The following is a 17,980-nucleotide window of genomic DNA, read 5'->3' as shown; positions in this document are numbered from 1 at the left end:
GGAGGTGCCGCTCAGGACACCGAAGGTGTTGCCGGGTATGGCGGAGTCGATGGCCACGCCGGGTGCGAAGAGGTCGAGCAGAGGACCGCGGTTGGTGAAGGGCGCGGGATTGTCGCGGTTGCTGGTCGCGCCGACCGACACCACCGCGGAGATGCAGGCGGGGCTGGCCACGCCGTCCTCATGCCGGTCGTTGCCCGCCGCCACGACGGTGGTCACGCCGAAGTCCTTGAGCCAGAGGATCTCCCACATGAGAGCTCCGTAGGCGGGGTCCTGGTCGCAGTGGACCTTGTGCTTCGGGCCTACTCCGAGGCTCAGGTTGGCGGCCACGACGTTCAGCCCCGCGTGTACCCGGTCGACGTGCTGCAGCGCGAGCTTCTGGTCGGAGGTGAAACTGAGGAAGCACGGCGCGGAGGTGGCCAGTTCCCGGCAGATAGGGCCGTTGAACCGGGAGAACACCTGGATCGGCAGGATGCCCGCCTCCGGCGCGACGCCGTCGGAGGGCGCGGTTCCGGTCTTCTTCCCGGCCGCGATGCCCGCGACGTGCGTGCCGTGGTAGCACTTGACCGCGCCGTTCACGACGCATTTCGCGGTCTCGGCGTCGGCCGCGCCCGTGCCGATCTGGGACGGCTGGCCGTTGGGGCACAACGAGTCGGCCTGGTAGAGCGGGTCGGCATCGGAGGTGGAGAAGCAGGCCTCGCCCACGATCCGCCCGGTGAAGAACGGGTGATCGCGGTCGATGCCGGTGTCCAGGATCGCGATCGTGGAGCCCTTGCCGGTCCAGCCCGCCTGATTGGCCTTGTCCGAACCGATCAGCCTGGTGCTGACGTCGAGCGTCGGCTTGCTCAACTCGTCCTTGTAGATGGCTTTGACCATGTCATTGGTCATGGCCGCGGCGAGGGTCGGCTTGTCGATGGTGACGACGAGAAAGTCGCTGGAGCTTGTCTTGTCGATGACGGTGGTCTCGCTCGAAGCCGCTTCGAGGGCTTCGGCCACCCGGGCGGCATAGCCTCTGACCTCGACGATTGCACGTACCTTCTTGCCGTCGTTCACCTCGGCCAAGAGGTTTTTCGCCACCGCCGGGGTGGCGGCCGCGGCCTGAACCGGTGCTCCGACGGCTAGCGCGGCCGTCGCGGTGATGGCGAGCACAGCGGTGCTCGCCAGTAGAGACCGTAGTCTCACTGATCCTCCGAGGGGGGAGTGAACCGTCCTGAACCGGACGGGCTGAGGAAGGGGAAACCATCGGCGGGCGAAAGGAGCTGAACCATGGAAATGCTCAGCTACACGACTGCCTCCATTGCCGATGTATTGAAATATCCCCGTAAACGGTAAACGTGGGGCTCAGAGTACTGAGCGGGACCGACGAAAAGACGTGACATCTGGTCGGTCCGGACCACGACGGTGTATCGACTTCGAATTGGTGCTCGTCCGGACGACTGTCGGATCTCGCGGCCTGACGCGAGCACGAACAACGACGTGGCCATTGTTCACGCGAAGAAAACCGCCTTGGATTCAGGGAGTCGACGTTCCCGCGCGGGCGGTGGTCCTGGCGTGGGCAGCGGTTCTTGTGCCGCGGCACGGCCGACTCCTCGCGTTCACCGCCGGTCGGCCCGTCACGATTCGACCCCGAGCCAATCCGGTGTGACGGCAAGCACTGCTTGGGGGGCGACCACGGCCAAGGCTTGAAGCGCCGAGTTCGGATCAACGGTGATCAGGCTCATGACGAGCAGTCGCCTGGCGGCATCGAGGTCACCGGTCTTCGCGACGGTATTGGCCAGTGAGGTCAGCGCGCTTGCCTGCTGGGAGGGGTCGGCGATGGTGCGTGCGATGGTCTCGGCCTGGTCGCTCAGTGATCGAGCGCGGCCAAGGTCACCGGTCTCCGCAACCGCCCCCATCAGTGAGGTCAACGCCTTCACCTGCCCGACCGGGCCGGTGACGGACTGTGCGAGCGCTTCGGCTCGGGTGGGATTGCCCAGCATGGCCCAGAGTGCGGGCAGGTTCTCGGGGATGTTGCTGTTGCGCTGGGTGATGTATTCGCGGGTGTAGGCGAGATGGAGGGTCGCGGTGAGGTCGGGGTGAGGCTGATCGCGGATGTACTCCTGGATCGCGGTGATGTCGGCCATGGCCGCTGCGTCGCCGCCGCTCACGTCGAGCATCCGGTCAATCCGGGCCCGGTCGGTCGCGAGCGCCGTCATACGTCGCACATCGCCGACCTTCAGTAGCATCGGCAGATATCCACGCAGCAGATACTCCGGCGTCCCCGCCGGCCAGCCCCGGTCCCGGTGACCGTCGGCCCAGACGTGTATCCGGTCTTGCCATTCGTCGAGGTCGCCGCTGAGACAGTGCAGCGCGGTCTGCATGAGTTCCTCATGGGCCAGGACGAACAACCGATCGGGCTCAGGTTGCCAGGTGCTGTCGCGGCCGGTGAAAGTCCGGCCCGTCACCGCCCGCAGGACACGCTCGACCTCCCAGACCGACACCCCGGCCAGCTCTGCCAGGTTCTGGCCGGAAAGGCCGCCACCGGACGCGGTGAGCAGGCCGAGCAGCTCGCGGCCCAGCCCTTTGGCGTCCACGAGATGCAGCAGCTCCCGTTCGGCCTCCCTGCGTGCCACCACCGCCGCGGGCACCGCGGTCAACGGCCGGACGATCTGTGGATCACGCAACGGGTGCCAGTCCGGAACGTCGGAGGGCACCGGCGGGTTGGGCCGTCCCGCGACCACCACTCGCGCTCCATGCGAAGGGGAGGCCGGTAGCAGCGCGGCGATGCTGTGCGCGTCCGCGCCGGTCGTCACCCCCCGATCCTCGTCGAGCCCGTCGACCACCAGCACGAGCCGACCACCGCCGACCGCGCACAGGCGCGCGGCGTCGTCCATCAGCCGTAGAAACCACTCGTGCCGGTGCGCCTCGGTCAGGACGTCCGGAAGCGACTCGCCGGTGATCTGCGAAAGCTGCGGCAGCACCGATCCCAAGAACGCGCCTCGGTCGCTCTGGCCCGCCCACCGCGCGGTGATGAAGAACGACACCACCCGCACCCCGGCCGGGGGAGCGAGTACGAACGAGGCCATCAACGCGGTCTTGCCCGCCCATGCCTCGCCCTGCCACCACACATACGCCGGGCCCCTGTCCACGGCGCAGAACGCCGCCAGCTCGGCCAGCTCTGTCTCACGCCCGACCAGCACGCCCGGGAACACCTGGCGCACCCGCTGCAGGTATCCCGACGGTGACGGTGTGGCGGGCATCGCGCCGAAGTTCGCGACGCCGGTGACGACCACACTGTGATCGCCGGCCGACGCCGAACCTGTCCGGCCGGCCCAGATCTTCCAGAACGGTCTGCCGCCCGACACGTCTCACCCCTGCCCGACCAGGGCGTTTCCGCCGTCAGCCTCTGGAGATCCCGGACACCGCGTCCCCGTCGTCTCCCGTACGAGCGTCTCCGCTACGGTCCACCCGTGCCTCGCCGGGCAGCGACCCCGACCGATCGGCGATCCCCGACACCGCACGCCCGCCACGGCCCGCCGTGGCCGAACCCGACCGCGACACCCGCGGCGACCCGCTCCCCGACGGCCTGGTGCCTGACGAGGCCGCCCACACGCCGACGCCCACCGCCGCGACCGCCGCCAACGCCGACACCACCACGGCGACCTTGTTCGCGTCGTCCCAGCGCAGCACCATCAGCGCCACGGCCAACGCCGCCACCAGAACAGCTGTCACCAGGAGGGCAATACGACGTCCGGTCATGTCCTCATAATCCACCTCACCGGCATCGGGCCGAAGAGGTTTCCTCGCATCTCTGACGTCGGCGCGCGACATCTTCGAACGGACCCGGACGGCTCCGAAGCTCCGCCTCCGGCGCTGCCCGTGGGCCGGTGGTCAACGTGCGATCAGCCGTCCCCGCAGGGGAAGGGCGGTGGTCCTGGCGACCCGGCCGTTCTTGATCCACAGAACCCGGGTGGAGTCACCGTCGGTGGTGGCGAGTTCTGGGACGGTGTCGCCGTCCACGTCGAGCAGCGCCACGTTGACCCCGCCTTTCCCGAGCCAGACCGGCCGGCGCGGCCCGGCGGCGGAGCCGTACAGGACGGCGACCTCGCCTCTGCCGCGAGCCCCCGCGACGAGGTCGGTGTAGCCGTCCTTGTCGATGTCGCCGGCCGCGAGCGAGCCGGGGTGATCGTTGGCGGGGGCGCTGGTTCCGGTGATGCCGGGCAGCGCCAGTGTCTTCAGCCGGCCCTTGTCGACGCCCGCGGGACCGCCTCGCAGGACAAGGAGCTTGCCGGTGCCGATCCCGGCGATCACATCGGCGTACCTGCCGCCGTGGAAGCGGCCGACCCGGACCGACCAGCCGAACGGCTCGCGCGTGCACCTGGCGGTGTTCGCCCTGTTGTCGGCGCCGTCGGGGCCGCCCGCGCACGCCCGCGTGTCCATAACGCGACCGTCCACGTTTCCGCTGGTCACCATGGTGTTTCCGGTGACCGTCACGCCTTTGGCCGACCCTTTGAACACGTGGACGGCCCCGCCGATGTCGTATCCCGGCCGTCCGGACGGAGCGGTGACCACCAGGTCGTTGTATCCGTCGCCGGTCACATCCCCGGCCGCCAGCGCGGCGCCGAACAGACGGCTGTGCTGGCTGAAGCCGATCACCCCCGGCGCGCTCTGGCTGAGCCGCAGTGCCCCGGACGCGGTGAGACCGAGGCGGGAGCCGTACAGGACGACGGTCGCGCCGCCGCGCGTCGCCGCGGTGTCCAGTGTGGTCTCCGGCGCTCCTACGGCGAGGTCGACGTAACCGTCCCGGTTGAAGTCGGAGGTGGTCAGCGCGTTGCCGAAGCCGTGACCGGTGCCGAGCCGGGGAACGCCTCCCTGGCCGGGGGTGAAACGGCCGGTCCGGCCGACATGGCCTTTCGCGCGTCCGCCGTACAGGATGGTGACCGTGCCGTCGGCGCCGACCGCCACGTCCGCGAGGCCGTCCCCGTCGAAGTCGCCCGTCGACAGCGCGGTCGCGCGCTGGTTCCGGACCGCCGCTCTGCCCTTCAGGGGCTGAATCGTGAGCGGACCGGCGCCACCTACCACCAGGTCGGCGCCGCCGTCCCCGTTGACGTCTCCGCGGACGGGGCGAGGAGGCAGCGAGGCTCCGGTGGCGAGCACGGCCGCCAGCACGATGACCACTATGCGAGGGGACATGCGGGGACGGTAGCAAGAAGGTCTCGTCCGCGGACAGTGGCGTTCCGCCGGTCTGCCAGGGTGTGCCGCCGCCCGCCGCCCGCCGCCCGCCGCCCGCCGCCCGCCGCCCGCCGCCGTCCTCAGAGGTTGGTCGGCCGCCGGTCTTCGGGGCGTCGCCGTCTACCGGTGTCGCACGTGGACAGGCCGCGCGGGAAGTTCGTCACGGTGGTCGAAGGCCGGCGTCCGGCGGCTGATGCCTCGCGCCCTTCCCCGGGGTCGCACGTGGACGTACGGGGATTTCCAGGACGGTGGCCCGCGCGCCGTCGGCATCCATGAGGTGCTCTTCCACATTGGGACCGGCGACGTCCATATGGTGGCGGTCCAGCCAGCCGAACAGGTCCCGCCCGGCCTGGATCACGCCGGCGGGCGGGACGACGGCGCGTACGACGGTACGGGCGGGCAGGATGAGCTGCTCCCCGCCGCGATCCGTGGTCACCGCCGCGGCGAATCCACCGGTCGGGTGCCCGCGCAGCCAGGTCAGCAGGGTCGCGGGCGGCGCCGGGCAGACGGTGGCCAGCCTGGCCGGGTCATCGAGGTGCAGGTGGTGGACGCGTAGGCGGCGCGGGCCCACCGTGGTCTGCTGCGGCAGGATCGACATCGGCGTCGCGAGGTGGTCCTCCGCGTGGGCCGCGGTCGCGGCCAGGGCGGTGATGTCATGCCGGATGCTCGCCAGGATCTCGGCCACGGCCTGCCGCAGTCGCGCGTCGGGCGCCTCCAGCAGGTCGGCGACCTGACGCAGCGGCAGGCCGAGGCGCTGCAACGCGCGGATGCGTTCGAGGCGGGACAGTTCTGCCACGCCGTACCAGCGGTAGCCGGTGGCACGGTCTGTCGCGGCGGGCACGAGCAGCCCGATTTTGTCGTAGTGGCGCAGGGTGCGTTCCGAGACGCCGGCCATGCGCGCCAGTTGTCCGATCCGCCACATATCGCCCCCTCGCGCTTGACCTTGTCCCTGCGTCAGGGTTCTACCGTCACCGTCCATGACCGACTCGAACCCTGGAAGCCGGCTCGCCGGTGTGCTGCTGCTGAGCTCGCTGACTGCCATGATCGCCGGTGCGGCCGTCGTGGTGCCATCGGGGCTTACCCTGAATCCTTCCGATCCCGCCGGGGCGCTGGCCGCGGTGGGTGAGCACGTCGGGTTGCACATGACCGAGCTGGCCCTCGACGTGCTGGGCTGGCTGGCGCTGGCCGCCGCGGGGCTGGTGATGGCCGCGGGCTCCGCCAGGGCGCCCAGGCCGTATCTGGTGGTGCTCGCCGGGGGGCTGCTGACGGCGGCCGGGCTGGCGGGCATGCTCCATGACGCCGGCAACCTGGCGCTGACCCAGCTGACCCAGCTGACCGCCGTCCCCGCGGCCGTCCCCGTGGCCGCGGCGGTCCTCCTCACCGCCAAGTGGATGGTCAACCTGGCCGGGCTGCTCTGGGTCGCGGCCACCGCCGCCGCCGTGGCCGGTGTCCCGATGCCCGCGGGGCTTCGCCGTGCGGGTGCGGTCGTCGCGCTCCCGGGGCTGGTCGCGGTCGCGCTTCCGTGGACGACCGGTGTCCGGGGGCCGTCGGTGATGATGGAGCAGCTGGGGTACGCCCTTCACCTGCCGATCATCCTGTGGTTCGGCGTGCTGGGCTGGCGATATCTACGCGGTGGGTGACCCGGGGATGCGGCCGGGCCGGCCGTGGACGGCCCGGGGTGCGTATGGAACACGTTCTACGCGGCGGCTTTCTCCTTCGACGGGGCGGTGCCACGGGACGGGGTCGCCAGGATGCCCCAGACCGCTCCGGCGAGTACGACCGCCCCGCCCAGGAGTTGCGGCCCGGACAGAGTCCCGCCCAGCAGCAGCCAGGCGGCCACGACGGCCACCACGGGTTCGAGCATGCTGAGGATCGACGCGCGGACGGGGCCGAGTGTCGTGGCCCCGACGAAGAACAGCCCGATCGCGATCACGGTGGACACGATCGCCAAGGCCGCCGCCCAGCCCCAGCCCGCCGCCGCGAAACCGAGGTCCAGGCCGCCGGTCGTCAGGCCGAGCAGCGTGAACGAGCCCGTGGCGAACACCGACAGGTAGGCCGTGGTGATCGTGGGGGACAGCTCGACGGAGATCCTGCTGCCCAGGACGATGTAGAGGGCGTAGGCCACGGCGGATCCGACGGCGGCGAGCACGCCGAGGACGTCGAGACCGGCGTCGAGACGGCCCACCACGAGGGTCAGCCCGGCCAGCGAGACCAGGATCGGCCCGACGACGGTCCAGCTCGGGCGGGTGCGGTCCACCATCGCCGACAGAACCGACACGAGCCCCGGGTACAGATACAACAGCAGCACCGCGAGGGCGGGCGCGATTCGCTGGACCGCCGTGAAGTACAGCAGCGACTGGGCCGCGTACATGCCGCCGCCCAGCAGCGCGAGGCTCGCCCACTGCCGTCCCGTCAGCCGCCCGAGCCTGCCACGCGGCGTCAGCCACGCGAGGCACACCGCCGCCGTGATCGCGAACCGCAGCATCAGGAGCGTCGTCACCGACATGCCCGTGCCGTACGCGTAGGAGGCGAAGATGGGCATGATCCCGAACGCCGTCGCGGAGATCAGTGTCGCCACGACACCACGCCGCATCATCACCGTCACCTCCGTGGGCCATTGTGGCCCACGAGGTTCGGGCGATCACCACCGCCTCGGCGGAGGGCTCCCCGGCCGCTGTGATCGTCGGTGGTGAGGGAGTTCCTTCCGCGGAGGCATGTCGAGCCGGTGCCCCAGGGTGAGGGGACTTTCTCCCGTGAATGCGTGCCGAGCCCGTGTCTCGGGGGAGAGGACTTTTTCCTGTGGAGGCGTGCCGAGCCGGTGCCCGCAGGTGATCGTCGTGCGCGTGGTGGGTGCCGATGTCTCAGAGGGTGATGACGACCTTTCCGGGGGAGCGTCCCGCTTCCTGGTATCGGACGGCCGCAGGGATCTCCTCGAACGGGTAGCCCCGGTCGATGATCGGGGTGATCTTCCCGGCCTCGATGAGCTCGGCCAGCATCATCAGGTTCTGCTTGTTCTGTGGGCATCGGGTCGCGTCCACCATGGCCGCCCTCTGGGACACGAACCGCGACACCGCGAGCACGGAGAAAATGTGGTCGACAGGCTTCAGCCATCGGCCGCCCGGCCCGCCGATGAGGACGTGGGTCCCCTTGGGGGTCAACGCTCGCAGGCATGCCGAGGCCGGCCGGTTTCCCGCGATGTCCAGCAGGAGGTCGTAGCGCTGCCCGTTCCGGGTGAAATCTTCTTTGGTGTAGTCGATGACCTTATGCGCGCCGATCGACCGGACCAGGTCCATGTTCTTCGTACTGCAGACACCGGTGACCTCCGCGCCGAACACCCGGGCGAGCTGGACGGCGAACGTCCCCACACCTCCCGAGGCCCCGTTGACGAGGACCTTCTGCCCCGGCTGGATCCGTCCCTCGTCGCGCAGGCCCAGCAGGGCGGTGCTGCCCGCCATCGGTACCGCCGCCGCCTGCTCGTACGACACGTTCTTCGGCTTCGGTGCCAGCTCGTCTTCCCTGACGCATACGTACTCGGCGAAGCCGCCCTGTTCGAGCAGCGCGAACACCTCGTCACCGGGGCGGAATCCCGTCACGTTCCTGCCGGTCGCCTCGACCTGCCCGGCCATGTCGGCGCCCAGGATGCTGATCCTCGGCTTGCGCAGCCCGAGGCCGCCCATCAGGCGTGAGACGTACGGCTCGCCTCTCATGTGGTGCCAGTCGTAGGGCTGAACGGAGGTGGCGCGTACCCGGACGAGTACCTCGTCGTCGCCGGGAACAGGCATGTCGATGTCCGTCAGATCGAGAACGTCGGGTGAGCCGTACGAGCGCAGGACGAACGCCTTCAACGCATTCTCCTCATCCATCGTGGGTGGGTACGGGTCCGTCGGAGAACGCCGTACTCGCGGATCGACGTCGTGGCCGACATCGGTGGATCGGGGGCGTCGCCGACCGGATGGCGCCGAGAGTGCCTCGTGCCACGGAAATCAATGTAAAAGAGCCTCGCGAGGGGCTCATCAGCCGAAAGTACGCCCGATCGGTGGATGATCGGCCACCCTGGTCCTGGCCGTTCTGGCGATGAACCGCCCCCGCCCGAGCCGTCACGATCGGGACATGACCAACCAGAGCACGAAGGAACACCGCCCGTTCCCGCGACGGCCGCGGAGCGGCGGGCCGGCGGACGGCCGGAACGGAAAGACCTCCTCCTTCAGGGCGGACCGGCTCGTGCCCGCCGGGCTGATCTTGCTCAGCGTCATCCCCCTGGTCGCCGGTGCCGTCCGCCTGACGGAGCTGACCGGTGGCGCGGCGGTCACGCCGGGGAACGCGCGCTTCTTCGCGGCGCCGGTGCCCGTGGTGCTGCACATTCTCTGCGTCAGTCTGTACAGCCTTCTGGGGGCCTTCCAGTTCGCCCCCGGTTTCCGCCGCCGCAGGCCCGGCTGGCACCGCGCCGCCGGGCGGCTTCTGGTCCCGAGCGGACTGGTCGTGGCGTTTTCCGGGCTGTGGATGACCCTGTTCTACGCCCGCCCGCCCGGTGACGGTGATCTCCTCGCCGCTTTCCGGCTCGTGTTCGGCTCGGCCATGGTCCTGTCCATCGTTCTCGGCCTCGCCGCGATCCGGCGGCGGGACATCACCCGGCACCGCGCCTGGATGATCCGCGGTTACGCGATCGGGGTGGCCGCGGGCACGCAGGCGCTGACCCACCTGCCCTGGTTCCTGTTCGTCGGCACGACCGACGAGTTCAGCAGGGCGTTGCTCGTGGGCGCCGGTTGGGTGATCAACCTCGCCGTGGCCGAGTGGATCATCCGCAGGCGGCCCCGCGCCCGGATCAGCTCTTGACGCGCCTGGTCTCGTAGGCCCACATGGCGATCTCGACACGGTTGCGGGCGCCGAGCTTGGCCATGAGGCTGGCGATGTGGGACTTGACGGTGCTGAGAGAGATGTGGAACTCGCCGGCGATCTCGCTGTTGGTCCGCCCCCGCGCCACGGCGACGAGGATCTGTTCCTCCCGGTCCGTGAGGGCCTCGATGGGCTGCGACGGCGCCGAGGTGGGCCCGGCCTCGGCGAAGGCGCCGAGCAGCCGCGCGGTGATGCTGGGGGCGATGAGCGCGTCGCCGTTGGCGGCGGCGCGGACGGCCTGGGAGAGCAGGACGGTGCCGGCGTCCTTGAGCAGGAAGCCCCGGGCGCCGGCCCTCAGGGCGGCGTAGACGTATTCGTCGAGGTCGAACGTGGTGATGACGACGACGGCGAGGGGGTCGTCGACGGTCGGCCCGGCGAGGAGGCGGGTGGCCTGGATGCCGTCGATGCCGGGCATGCGGATGTCGAACAGGCAGACGTCGGGGCGCAGCCGCCGCGCGAGCTCGACGGCCCGCCACCCGTCGGCGGCCTCGCCGATGACGTCGATGTCCGGCTGGGCGTCGAGAATCATCGCGAGCCCGGTACGGACGATCTCCTGGTCGTCGGCGACGAGCACCCGGATGCTCACGTCGCCGATCCGGTCCGGGGGAGTACGGCGGTGACGGTCCAGCCTCGATCGGGGTTCGGGCCGGCTTCGCAGGTGCCGCCGAGCAGGTCGGCGCGTTCGATCATGCCGATGAGCCCGAATCCCGGCGGTGAGGGCGGGCGGATGGAACCGGTGTCGCCGTCGTCGCTCACGCGCAGGTGCACCGACGTGTCGTCGGCGGTGACGCGGACCTCGACGCGGGTGGCTTGACGAGCGTGTCGCAGGGCGTTGGTGACCGATTCCTGGGCGAGGCGGTAGATCGCGGCCTCGACCGGCGGGGGGAGGTCGTCGAGGTCACCCGAGATCTCCACGTCGACGGACGGGCCTGACGAGCCCCGGCTCGCGAGCTGGTGGAGATCGGTGATGCGCCGGCCGGGCGTCAGGTCCGCCGGTTGGTTCCGCCGGAGGACGCGGACCATGGCACGCATCTCCGCGAGGGCGCGTGACGCCTCGGCCTCGATCACGTGGAGCGCCTCCGTCGCGGCGTTCGGCCGCGACGCCGATGTGGCGAGGCCCGCCTGGGCGCGGATCGCCATCGCCGAGACGTGATGGGCGACGGTGTCGTGCAGGTCGCGGGCCAGCTGCTCGCGTTCGAGCAGTTTGACCTGATCGAGCTCGCGCATCCTCGCCCTCGCCCGATACCGGAACGCCCCGCCCAGGGCGAGGGCGGAGAACATGATGGCGAACGCCGCGACCACGTCGGCGGAGGCGATGCGGTCGAAGACGACCGAGAGGTAGACCGCGACGAGCATGATCGTCACACCGATCACGGCCTCGCGTCCGGCCCCCCAGCGGACCAGTGAGTACACCACGATCAGTAGATACCCCATCGTGTACGTCTCCACGGGGTCGCCGCCCGTCAACAGCGGGGCCAGGCTCGTGGTGCCGAAGACGATCGCGACCACCAGCAGGGGCCTGCTCCGGCGCCACAGCAACGTGGGGATCAGGCCGATGGTGACCGCCACCGAGACGACCCGCCACGGAAGGTCCGGTCGCAGCACTCCTTCGAGCAGCGCGACCGGCACGAGCAGCCCCACGAGCACCCAGTCTCGCCACACCCGTGTCGGGGGGTTGGGGGGACGGGGCTCGTCCCATACGGATCGAACAAGGGGGAGCACCTCATCATGGTACGAGAGCCCGTACCAATCCGGATCGGCCCAAAGTACGAAAGGTGCGTTCACCGGCTGGTTCGGCCCTCGCGGCGGACCCGGAAGCCCGAAAGAGCCGGAAGACCCGGAAGATCCGGAAGTCCGAAAGAGCCGGAGGCCCGGAAAGCCCGGAAAGCCCGTGGGCATCCGAAGGGCCCCGTGGCCACCGCCGTCTCGGTGGTCTCTCCCTCTCAAGCCTTCGAACGCTCGAACTCCCACACGAACACGCGGTCGTGCAGGCTGGGAACGATCGTCCGCCACGCCGCGTCGTACGGGATGTCGGCGCTCGCCACGATCAGTGGCTCGCTCCATCCCGGGATCTCCGCGTCGGCCAGCTTGAGCACACCGGCCGCGGTGGTGCGGACCCGGGTGGCACCCGCGTGGGCCAGCACCAGCCGCATCCCGTCCAGGCCGTCCTGGCCCCCTCCCGCGTGGAGATGGCGCAGCTCGGGGTCCACCTCGGGAAGCAGGGACGACGGACGCTGGGGCGGATTGACCGCCAGCAGGTCCGCGCGCATCGGGCCGAGAAGGCTCCAGTCGGCCTCCCACAGGCTCAGCCGCCTTCTCGCGGCCGGCCCGATGAATCGTTCCACGTTGCGGGCGGTGTCGGCCAGCGCGGCGGGGTCGTAGTCCTGGGCCACCACGTGAGCGGCCCCCGCCGAGAGTGCCGCCAGGGTGACCAGACCGGCACCGCATCCGGCGTCGATGACGACCTTTCCCTCGCAATCACCCATGGTCGCGGCCAGCAGCGCGGAAAAGGACGACGGCCGGTGAACGGCCGGGCTCGACTCAAGATCACGACCGATCGCGACCCAGTGATCAATGTCCACACGATCCTCCGATCTCGTGTCAACTATGAAATTCACGGTTGTCGAGACGACAGATTCTGCGGTCAGGCAAAAATCTCACACATCTCAAGATCACCATAACGGAGCCCCGCGCGGCTCCAGGGAATCGCCGTCACCTCGCCTCGGCGCCGAGTCCGGCCACGATGGCTCGCAGCCCGGCCACCACCTCGGCCGCGGACGGTGCCTGCTCGGGATCGAGGAGCCACTGCGTTACGACGCCGCTCATCAGGGCCATCTGCACCGAGCCGAGGGTGCGCGCCGTGTCGTCTCCGACCGCGTCCTCCTCGACGCCCACCAGGATCGCCACCAGCCCGCGGCGGCCCTCGACCTGGCCGCGAGACAGATGCCGCCGCAGCTCGGGATAGTGCTCGGCCTGCAGGAACGCCTCGAAGCTGGCGATCCACAGCGGCCGGTGAGCGGTGAAGGACTCGATGATCCTCTCCCACATGGCCTCGTACTGCTGGGCCGGGGTGGAGCCCGGCTCAGCGTAGCCGGACAGGGAGCGGCCGGTCTCGCTCGACCCGCACGGCCTCAACCCGCTGGCCTTCGTCCTCGCCCTGCGCGACCGGGCCCCCACCCGTCAGGCGCTCGTCAAAGGGCCAGGCCAGATGGGCCCCTTCTTCGCCGACACGTTGCGTGAGAACGCCGACGGCACCTGACGCCTGCCCTTCCACCCCCCAGGACATCGTCGACTCCGAGGAGCTGGTCCACGGCGATCACTGGGACGGCTGGCTGGCGAGCACCTGTCCCGCCCTGCTGATCCGGGGCACCGAGGGCGTCATCCCCGCCGAGCAGGCCCGGGCCATGGTCGAACGGCGTCCCGGCACCCGCCTCGCCGAGCTGGACGCCGACCACTTCGTCTACGCCAACGACCCCGTCGGATTCACCGGGGTCGTCCGCGAGTTCCTCACCTCGACGGTCGGCCCCCGGCGAAACTGATCGGGGAGGGTCGACGGGCCGTCAACGCATGACGTCGTGGTGGGCCTGCGCCCGCCTCTGGGGCGGGATGGTGCTGAGCGGGCCGCCCTCCTCGGCGACCTCCTCGACGACCGGCGCCTGCCGGCGGAGGCCGATGCGCGGGACCGCGGCGATGAACAGCGCGCCCAGCAGGGCGGGCAGGACGAACCCGTAGAAGTTCCATTCGAATCCGAGGCCGGAGCCCAGCAACCAGCCGCCCAGGAGCGGGCCGACGATCGCACCGGCCCTGCCCACGCCGAGCGTCCAGCCGAGGGCGGAGCCCCTGCATGAGGCCGGGTAGAAGGTCGCGACGCAACCGTTGACCAGGATCTGGGTTCCCACGCTGCCCAGCCCCGCGACGGCGACGCAGAGCATCAGCAGGCCGGTGCCGAGGTCAAGGCTCATCAGGTAAATGGACACGGTGGCGGCCAGGAAGGCGCAGACCGTGATGGTCTTGGCCCCGATCCTGTCGGCGAGGGCGGACATCACGATGGTGCCGGCGATCGCCCCGATGTTCAGGACCAGCAGGAACTGCAGCGCGGGCCCGAGGGGATAACCGGCCTGGCGCATGATCTGCGGCAGCCAGGTGTTGAGACCGTAGACCAGCAGAAGGCCGCAGAAGCTGGCCGCTCCGAAAAGAAGGGTGGCGATGAGATAGCCCCGCCGGAACGGCAGGGTGAAGCCCTTGCCGTCCCGCGGCTCGACGGGCTCGACGGGCTCGTCGTGACCGTCGCCGAGGTCCAGCCCGTAGCGGGCGGCCACGGCCTCGGCCTCGGCCCGGCGTCCCCGCGCCAGCAGGTAGCTCGCCGACTCGGGAAGCAGCCAGATCGCGAGCGGCAGGATCAGCACGATGGGCGCGGCTCCGACCAGGAACATCACGCGCCAGCCGTGCTCGGCGAGAAGCGCCATGGCCACCAGCGCGGTCAGGCAGCCACCCACCGGATAACCGCAGAACATGAGCGCGTTGTAGAGGTTGCGCCGGTTCCTCGGGGCGTATTCGACGGTCAGGGCGATCGTCGTCGGTACGACACCCCCGAGGCCGAGACCGGCGACGAAGCGGAAGAGGCCGAGCAGCTCGGGTGACGACGCCGTGGCGCACAGCACCATGGCCACGGAGAACCACGCGATGCTGACAAGGATGATCCTGCGTCGCCCGACGACATCGGTGATCATGCCCGCGACGACCGCGCCGATCAGCATCCCGATCAGGGCGTAGCTGCCGATGGCCCCGGCCTGCGCCGGAGTGAGAGCCCACTCCTGGCTGCCCAGCAGGCTGGGAACCACCGACCCGTAGACGATCAGGTCGTAGCCGTCGAAGACGATGGTGAAGAAGCAGATGGCGACGACGGCGAGCCCGCTCCTGGGGCGCGCGGGCGACGAACGCTCGGTCGTGTGCATTGTTCACTCCGGGACGTGAGGCTCGGATATAGGCGTTGTGGCGAAATTACAACGCGTGCACGACGACGGTCCAATAAAATATCATGCTGAAAATGATAAGGGAATTTTAATTTCCCTTTTTTGTATTCCGTCCATGCGTGGACGGGACGGTCGCTGTAATCGATATACGGATACACCGTGACGGTCAAGGTGAGGACCATTGGCCGGGCGCGGCCGGCCGCCCGGTGACGGTCCGGTCGGCACTCGTGTTTCACCAGGTCGGGCCGTGGTTCGGGTCGTGGCTCGGACCGCGGATCAGGCGGCGAAGATCTGCGAGTCGTCGGCGAACGCCTTGAACTCCAGGGCGTTGCCTGCCGGGTCGTGCAGGAACATCGTCCACTGCTCCCCGGGCCGCCCCTCGAAGCGCAGGTAGGGCTCGATCACGAACGCGGTGCCCGCCGCCCTGAATCGTTCGGCCAGTTCGTGGAACTGTGGAACCGTGAGAATCAGCCCGAAATGCGGGACCGGCACGTCGTGGCCGTCGACCGGGTTGCGGGCCTCGCGCCCGCGGCCGGGTGCGAGGTGCGTGACGAACTGGTGGCCACGCAGATTCCAGTCGGTCCAGGTGTCCGCGCTGCGGCCTCGCTCGCAGCCCAGTACCTCGCCGTAGAACCGGCCGGCCGCCTCCAGGTCGTCGACGGGGACGGCCAGGTGGAACCGTGGGATCGGTGACGAGCCTGTCGTGTTCATCCGGACTCCTGCCCTTTCGAGGGCGCCGGGCACCACACGCCCGGCGCTAGGCGAATGGTAAGCAGCCGTGGGAGTCCTGCCGCCCGCGGCCCCCGGCGGGCCGGTCGGCGAGCGAGGCGGTGGTGAGGCAGGCCGGTGGCGGTTACGGGGTGAGCCGGAGGCGGCCAGGGGCGCGGGGTGAGGTGACGGTGATCATGGGACGGGGTGGCGGTGGTTACGGGGCGAGCGTCTCGATGGACACCTGCCAGAGCCGGGCGGCCGCCTCGGGGTCGAGCGCGTAGGCGGCGACACCGCTGCGGGAGCCCGGCTGGTTCCGGCCGGCCTCGTTGCAGTCCTCGAAGTAGCGCCCGCCGATGCCTTCGAGCAACGGCGACGTCGCGACCAGCACGGATGTGGCGGCGCCCTGCTCGGGCGTCTTCCAGGTGATGCCCGTGCCGCCGGCCGCCGCGATCGCCCGGTCGAGCTCCTCCTGGGAGATGTGCCGCTGGAGGTTGGTCCGGATGCCGCCGGGCATGAGCGCGTTGACGGTGATGCCGTCGCTCGCCCAGCGTCTCGTCGCCTCGACCCCGAACAGCACGTTGGCCGTCTTGGACTGGCCGTACGCGGCCCACGGCTCGTACGCGCGCTCCCTGAAGTGGATGTCCTCGAAGACGACCGGCGAGCTCAGGTGCGCGCTCGAACTGACCGACACGACGCGGGCGCCACCGGCCGCCGCGAGCGCCCGGTGCAGTCCGGTGGCGAGCGCGAAGTGGCCGAGGTGGTTGGTGGCGAACTGCAGCTCCCAGCCCTCCGGCGTGCGCGTCTCGGGCGACGCCATGACGCCGGCGTTGTTGACGAGGATGTGCAGCGGGCCGTCCCACGCGGCCGTGAACGACGCCACGGACGCCTGGTCGGCGAGGTCCAGCGGCGCGACGAGGACCTGCTTGTTGCCGGTGGTCGCGATGATGTCGTCCGCGGTGCGCTCTCCCGCGCCGAGGTCGCGTACGGCCAGGGTCACCTCCGCTCCCGCTCCGGCGAGTGCCCGTGCGGTCTCGACGCCGATGCCGGACGCCCCGCCGGTCACGATGACGCGGCGGCCGGTGAGGTCGATGCCGTCCACGACCTCGGCGGCGGTGGACGTCGCGGTGAACGGCGTGGTGACATGTGTGGTCTCAGTCATGATCCTGCCTGTCCTGCTTGGCGGTTCGCTCGGCGATGCGTACAGGGGGGCCCAACCGGTACGATGTACAAACGGAGGAGCCTCCACTACGAACGACTCTAAGTGGAGTTCCCTCCGTTTAGCAAATCGCCCCGGCGCCCATGCCGCCGGCCACCACGTCCTGACGGACTGACGAGGAGAAACCGTGTCGGCCACCGGCCCCCGACCGCTACGAGCCGACGCGCGGCGCAACCGTGACCGGCTGCTCGAGGTCGCCGTGCGCGCGTTCTCCCAGGACGGGCCGGACGTGACGCTCGACGCGATCGCGAAGGCCGCGGGGGTCGGCATCGGCACGCTCTACCGCCATTTCCCCACCCGCGAGGCGCTCATCGAGGAGGCGTACCGCAGCGAGCTGAACAGGTTGTGCGACGTCGTGCCGGACCTGCTGGGGAGCATGCCGCCGGATGAGGCGACGCGCGCCTGGATGGATCACTTCGTCGACTACATGACGACCAAGCGCGGCATGGCCGACGCGTTGCGCGTGGTCATCGCGTCCGGCGGGGATCCGTACGCGCAGAGCCGTGACCGGCTGGTCGAGGCGATCGAGACGCTGCTCCGGGCCGGTGCCGCCGCCGGGACCGTGAGGTCGGACGTCGAGCCGGTCGACGTGCTCATGGGCATGGGCGGTGTGTCCCTCGCCGCGGGGGAGCCCGAGCAGCGCGACCAGGCCCGCCGCCTGCTCGACCTGCTGATGGACGGGCTGCGCTACCGCGCCACCGCCACGCCCTGACGCGGCCCTGACGTGGGCCTGACGCCTGTGGCTCCGGGCCTGGCGGATCCCCGCCGGCCGGTGACGTCTCCCGGCGTCTCTCGGTGTCTGCCGGGGACCGGCGGAGAGCGGGGTAGCGGAAGGGGTACGAATCCGTATTAGTGCACCTTCGACGGTGAGTGTGCATTCCTGCGCAGAAGGAAGTGCCGGCGGTTTCTAGTGTTCGTGGTGTCCGAACGGCAACACCCCTCCACCGCACAGGAGCATGACGATGAGCACCACGCGCGC

At 70.1% G+C, this 17,980-nt stretch carries 18 protein-coding genes; 4 read left to right on the top strand and 14 right to left on the bottom strand.

All coding sequences use genetic code 11. The features are described from left to right. From ACSDR0_RS45175 to ACSDR0_RS45155, 5 genes are all read right to left on the bottom strand, one after another. A partial coding sequence (locus ACSDR0_RS45175) for a S8 family peptidase (protein WP_435295141.1) occupies window positions 1-1,179 on the bottom strand: 1,179 nt, incomplete at its 3' end. Between the two features lie 431 nt (window positions 1,180-1,610). After that, window positions 1,611-3,341, bottom strand: coding sequence for an ATP-binding protein (locus ACSDR0_RS45170; protein WP_435295140.1), 1,731 nt, complete (start codon window positions 3,339-3,341; stop codon window positions 1,611-1,613). A gap of 34 nt (window positions 3,342-3,375) precedes the next feature. Further along, complete coding sequence (locus ACSDR0_RS45165; protein WP_435295139.1) at window positions 3,376-3,708, bottom strand: hypothetical protein; 333 nt, start codon at window positions 3,706-3,708, stop codon at window positions 3,376-3,378. Between the two features lie 159 nt (window positions 3,709-3,867). Beyond that, the gene (locus ACSDR0_RS45160; protein WP_435295138.1) at window positions 3,868-5,169 is read right to left on the bottom strand and encodes an FG-GAP-like repeat-containing protein; all 1,302 of its coding nucleotides are present in this window, start codon (window positions 5,167-5,169) and stop codon (window positions 3,868-3,870) included. A gap of 199 nt (window positions 5,170-5,368) precedes the next feature. After that, a complete protein-coding gene (locus ACSDR0_RS45155; RefSeq protein ID WP_435295137.1) occupies window positions 5,369-6,130 on the bottom strand; it encodes a MerR family transcriptional regulator in 762 nt (253 codons plus the stop codon). 55 nt (window positions 6,131-6,185) lie between these two features. On the opposite strand from ACSDR0_RS45155, the gene ACSDR0_RS45150 reads away from it, so the two are divergent. Then, window positions 6,186-6,848 (top strand): hypothetical protein, encoded by a 663-nt coding sequence (locus ACSDR0_RS45150; protein ID WP_435295136.1) that lies wholly within the window; start codon window positions 6,186-6,188, stop codon window positions 6,846-6,848. Window positions 6,849-6,904: 56 nt separating this feature from the next. Here ACSDR0_RS45150 and ACSDR0_RS45145 read toward each other — a convergent pair whose 3' ends face one another. Both ACSDR0_RS45145 and ACSDR0_RS45140 read right to left on the bottom strand, forming a co-directional pair. Beyond that, the gene (locus ACSDR0_RS45145) at window positions 6,905-7,804 is read right to left on the bottom strand and encodes a DMT family transporter (protein WP_435295135.1); all 900 of its coding nucleotides are present in this window, start codon (window positions 7,802-7,804) and stop codon (window positions 6,905-6,907) included. A 265-nt stretch (window positions 7,805-8,069) separates the two neighbouring features. Beyond that, entirely contained in the window at window positions 8,070-9,071 is a 1,002-nt protein-coding gene (locus ACSDR0_RS45140) for an NAD(P)-dependent alcohol dehydrogenase (protein WP_435295134.1), read from the bottom strand. Window positions 9,072-9,318: 247 nt separating this feature from the next. On the opposite strand from ACSDR0_RS45140, the gene ACSDR0_RS45135 reads away from it, so the two are divergent. Then, window positions 9,319-10,041, top strand: coding sequence for a DUF2306 domain-containing protein (locus ACSDR0_RS45135; protein WP_435295133.1), 723 nt, complete (start codon window positions 9,319-9,321; stop codon window positions 10,039-10,041). On the opposite strand, the gene ACSDR0_RS45130 is transcribed toward ACSDR0_RS45135, so the two are convergent. The 4 genes from ACSDR0_RS45130 to ACSDR0_RS45115 all read right to left on the bottom strand — a co-directional run bounded on the left by ACSDR0_RS45130 (window position 10,031) and on the right by ACSDR0_RS45115 (window position 13,278). Then, window positions 10,031-10,687 carry a response regulator gene (locus ACSDR0_RS45130; RefSeq protein WP_435295132.1) on the bottom strand — a complete coding sequence of 219 codons (657 nt, stop codon included), beginning with the start codon at window positions 10,685-10,687 and terminating at the stop codon, window positions 10,031-10,033. The genes ACSDR0_RS45135 and ACSDR0_RS45130 overlap by 11 nt on opposite strands. Further along, the gene (locus ACSDR0_RS45125) at window positions 10,684-11,823 is read right to left on the bottom strand and encodes a sensor histidine kinase (protein WP_435295131.1); all 1,140 of its coding nucleotides are present in this window, start codon (window positions 11,821-11,823) and stop codon (window positions 10,684-10,686) included. The genes ACSDR0_RS45130 and ACSDR0_RS45125 overlap by 4 nt, the downstream gene beginning before the upstream one ends. A 221-nt stretch (window positions 11,824-12,044) precedes the next feature. Next, window positions 12,045-12,683: a 50S ribosomal protein L11 methyltransferase gene (locus tag ACSDR0_RS45120; RefSeq protein ID WP_435295130.1), complete on the bottom strand. Its 639-nt coding sequence runs from the start codon at window positions 12,681-12,683 to the stop codon at window positions 12,045-12,047. A 130-nt stretch (window positions 12,684-12,813) separates the two neighbouring features. Next, on the bottom strand, window positions 12,814-13,278 hold the full coding sequence (locus ACSDR0_RS45115; RefSeq protein WP_435295129.1) for a TetR family transcriptional regulator C-terminal domain-containing protein: 465 nt from the start codon (window positions 13,276-13,278) through the stop codon (window positions 12,814-12,816). Window positions 13,279-13,337: 59 nt separating this feature from the next. Here ACSDR0_RS45115 and ACSDR0_RS45110 point away from each other — a divergent pair, with 59 nt between their 5' ends. Beyond that, a complete protein-coding gene (locus ACSDR0_RS45110; RefSeq protein ID WP_435295128.1) occupies window positions 13,338-13,640 on the top strand; it encodes an alpha/beta fold hydrolase in 303 nt (100 codons plus the stop codon). A 21-nt stretch (window positions 13,641-13,661) separates the two neighbouring features. On the opposite strand, the gene ACSDR0_RS45105 is transcribed toward ACSDR0_RS45110, so the two are convergent. The 3 genes from ACSDR0_RS45105 to ACSDR0_RS45095 form a co-directional block, all read right to left on the bottom strand. Further along, on the bottom strand, window positions 13,662-15,056 hold the full coding sequence (locus tag ACSDR0_RS45105) for an MFS transporter (protein ID WP_435295127.1): 1,395 nt from the start codon (window positions 15,054-15,056) through the stop codon (window positions 13,662-13,664). 294 nt (window positions 15,057-15,350) lie between these two features. Then, the gene (locus ACSDR0_RS45100; protein WP_435295126.1) at window positions 15,351-15,785 is read right to left on the bottom strand and encodes a VOC family protein; all 435 of its coding nucleotides are present in this window, start codon (window positions 15,783-15,785) and stop codon (window positions 15,351-15,353) included. Between the two features lie 214 nt (window positions 15,786-15,999). Then, the gene (locus ACSDR0_RS45095; RefSeq protein WP_435295125.1) at window positions 16,000-16,944 is read right to left on the bottom strand and encodes an SDR family NAD(P)-dependent oxidoreductase; all 945 of its coding nucleotides are present in this window, start codon (window positions 16,942-16,944) and stop codon (window positions 16,000-16,002) included. A gap of 184 nt (window positions 16,945-17,128) precedes the next feature. Here ACSDR0_RS45095 and ACSDR0_RS45090 point away from each other — a divergent pair, with 184 nt between their 5' ends. Further along, window positions 17,129-17,713, top strand: coding sequence for a TetR/AcrR family transcriptional regulator (locus tag ACSDR0_RS45090; RefSeq protein WP_435295124.1), 585 nt, complete (start codon window positions 17,129-17,131; stop codon window positions 17,711-17,713). Window positions 17,714-17,980: the final 267 nt, after the last annotated feature.

Source organism: Streptosporangium sp. G11, assembly GCF_051192615.1.
GTDB lineage: Bacteria > Actinomycetota > Actinomycetes > Streptosporangiales > Streptosporangiaceae > Streptosporangium.
This window is presented reverse-complemented; position numbering and strand designations above follow the sequence as displayed.

Bases quoted from the DNA above. Each gene is read 5' to 3' on its own strand.
- ACSDR0_RS45160 (WP_435295138.1), bottom strand. From the start codon at position 5,169: ATGTCCCCTCGCATAGTGGTCATCGTGCTGGCGGCCGTGCTCGCCACC.
- ACSDR0_RS45155 (WP_435295137.1), bottom strand. From the start codon at position 6,130: ATGTGGCGGATCGGACAACTGGCGCGCATGGCCGGCGTCTCGGAACGC.
- ACSDR0_RS45150 (WP_435295136.1), top strand. From the start codon at position 6,186: ATGACCGACTCGAACCCTGGAAGCCGGCTCGCCGGTGTGCTGCTGCTG.
- ACSDR0_RS45145 (WP_435295135.1), bottom strand. From the start codon at position 7,804: ATGATGCGGCGTGGTGTCGTGGCGACACTGATCTCCGCGACGGCGTTC.
- ACSDR0_RS45140 (WP_435295134.1), bottom strand. From the start codon at position 9,071: ATGGATGAGGAGAATGCGTTGAAGGCGTTCGTCCTGCGCTCGTACGGC.
- ACSDR0_RS45135 (WP_435295133.1), top strand. From the start codon at position 9,319: ATGACCAACCAGAGCACGAAGGAACACCGCCCGTTCCCGCGACGGCCG.
- ACSDR0_RS45105 (WP_435295127.1), bottom strand. From the start codon at position 15,056: ATGCACACGACCGAGCGTTCGTCGCCCGCGCGCCCCAGGAGCGGGCTC.
- ACSDR0_RS45100 (WP_435295126.1), bottom strand. From the start codon at position 15,785: ATGAACACGACAGGCTCGTCACCGATCCCACGGTTCCACCTGGCCGTC.
- ACSDR0_RS45095 (WP_435295125.1), bottom strand. From the start codon at position 16,944: ATGACTGAGACCACACATGTCACCACGCCGTTCACCGCGACGTCCACC.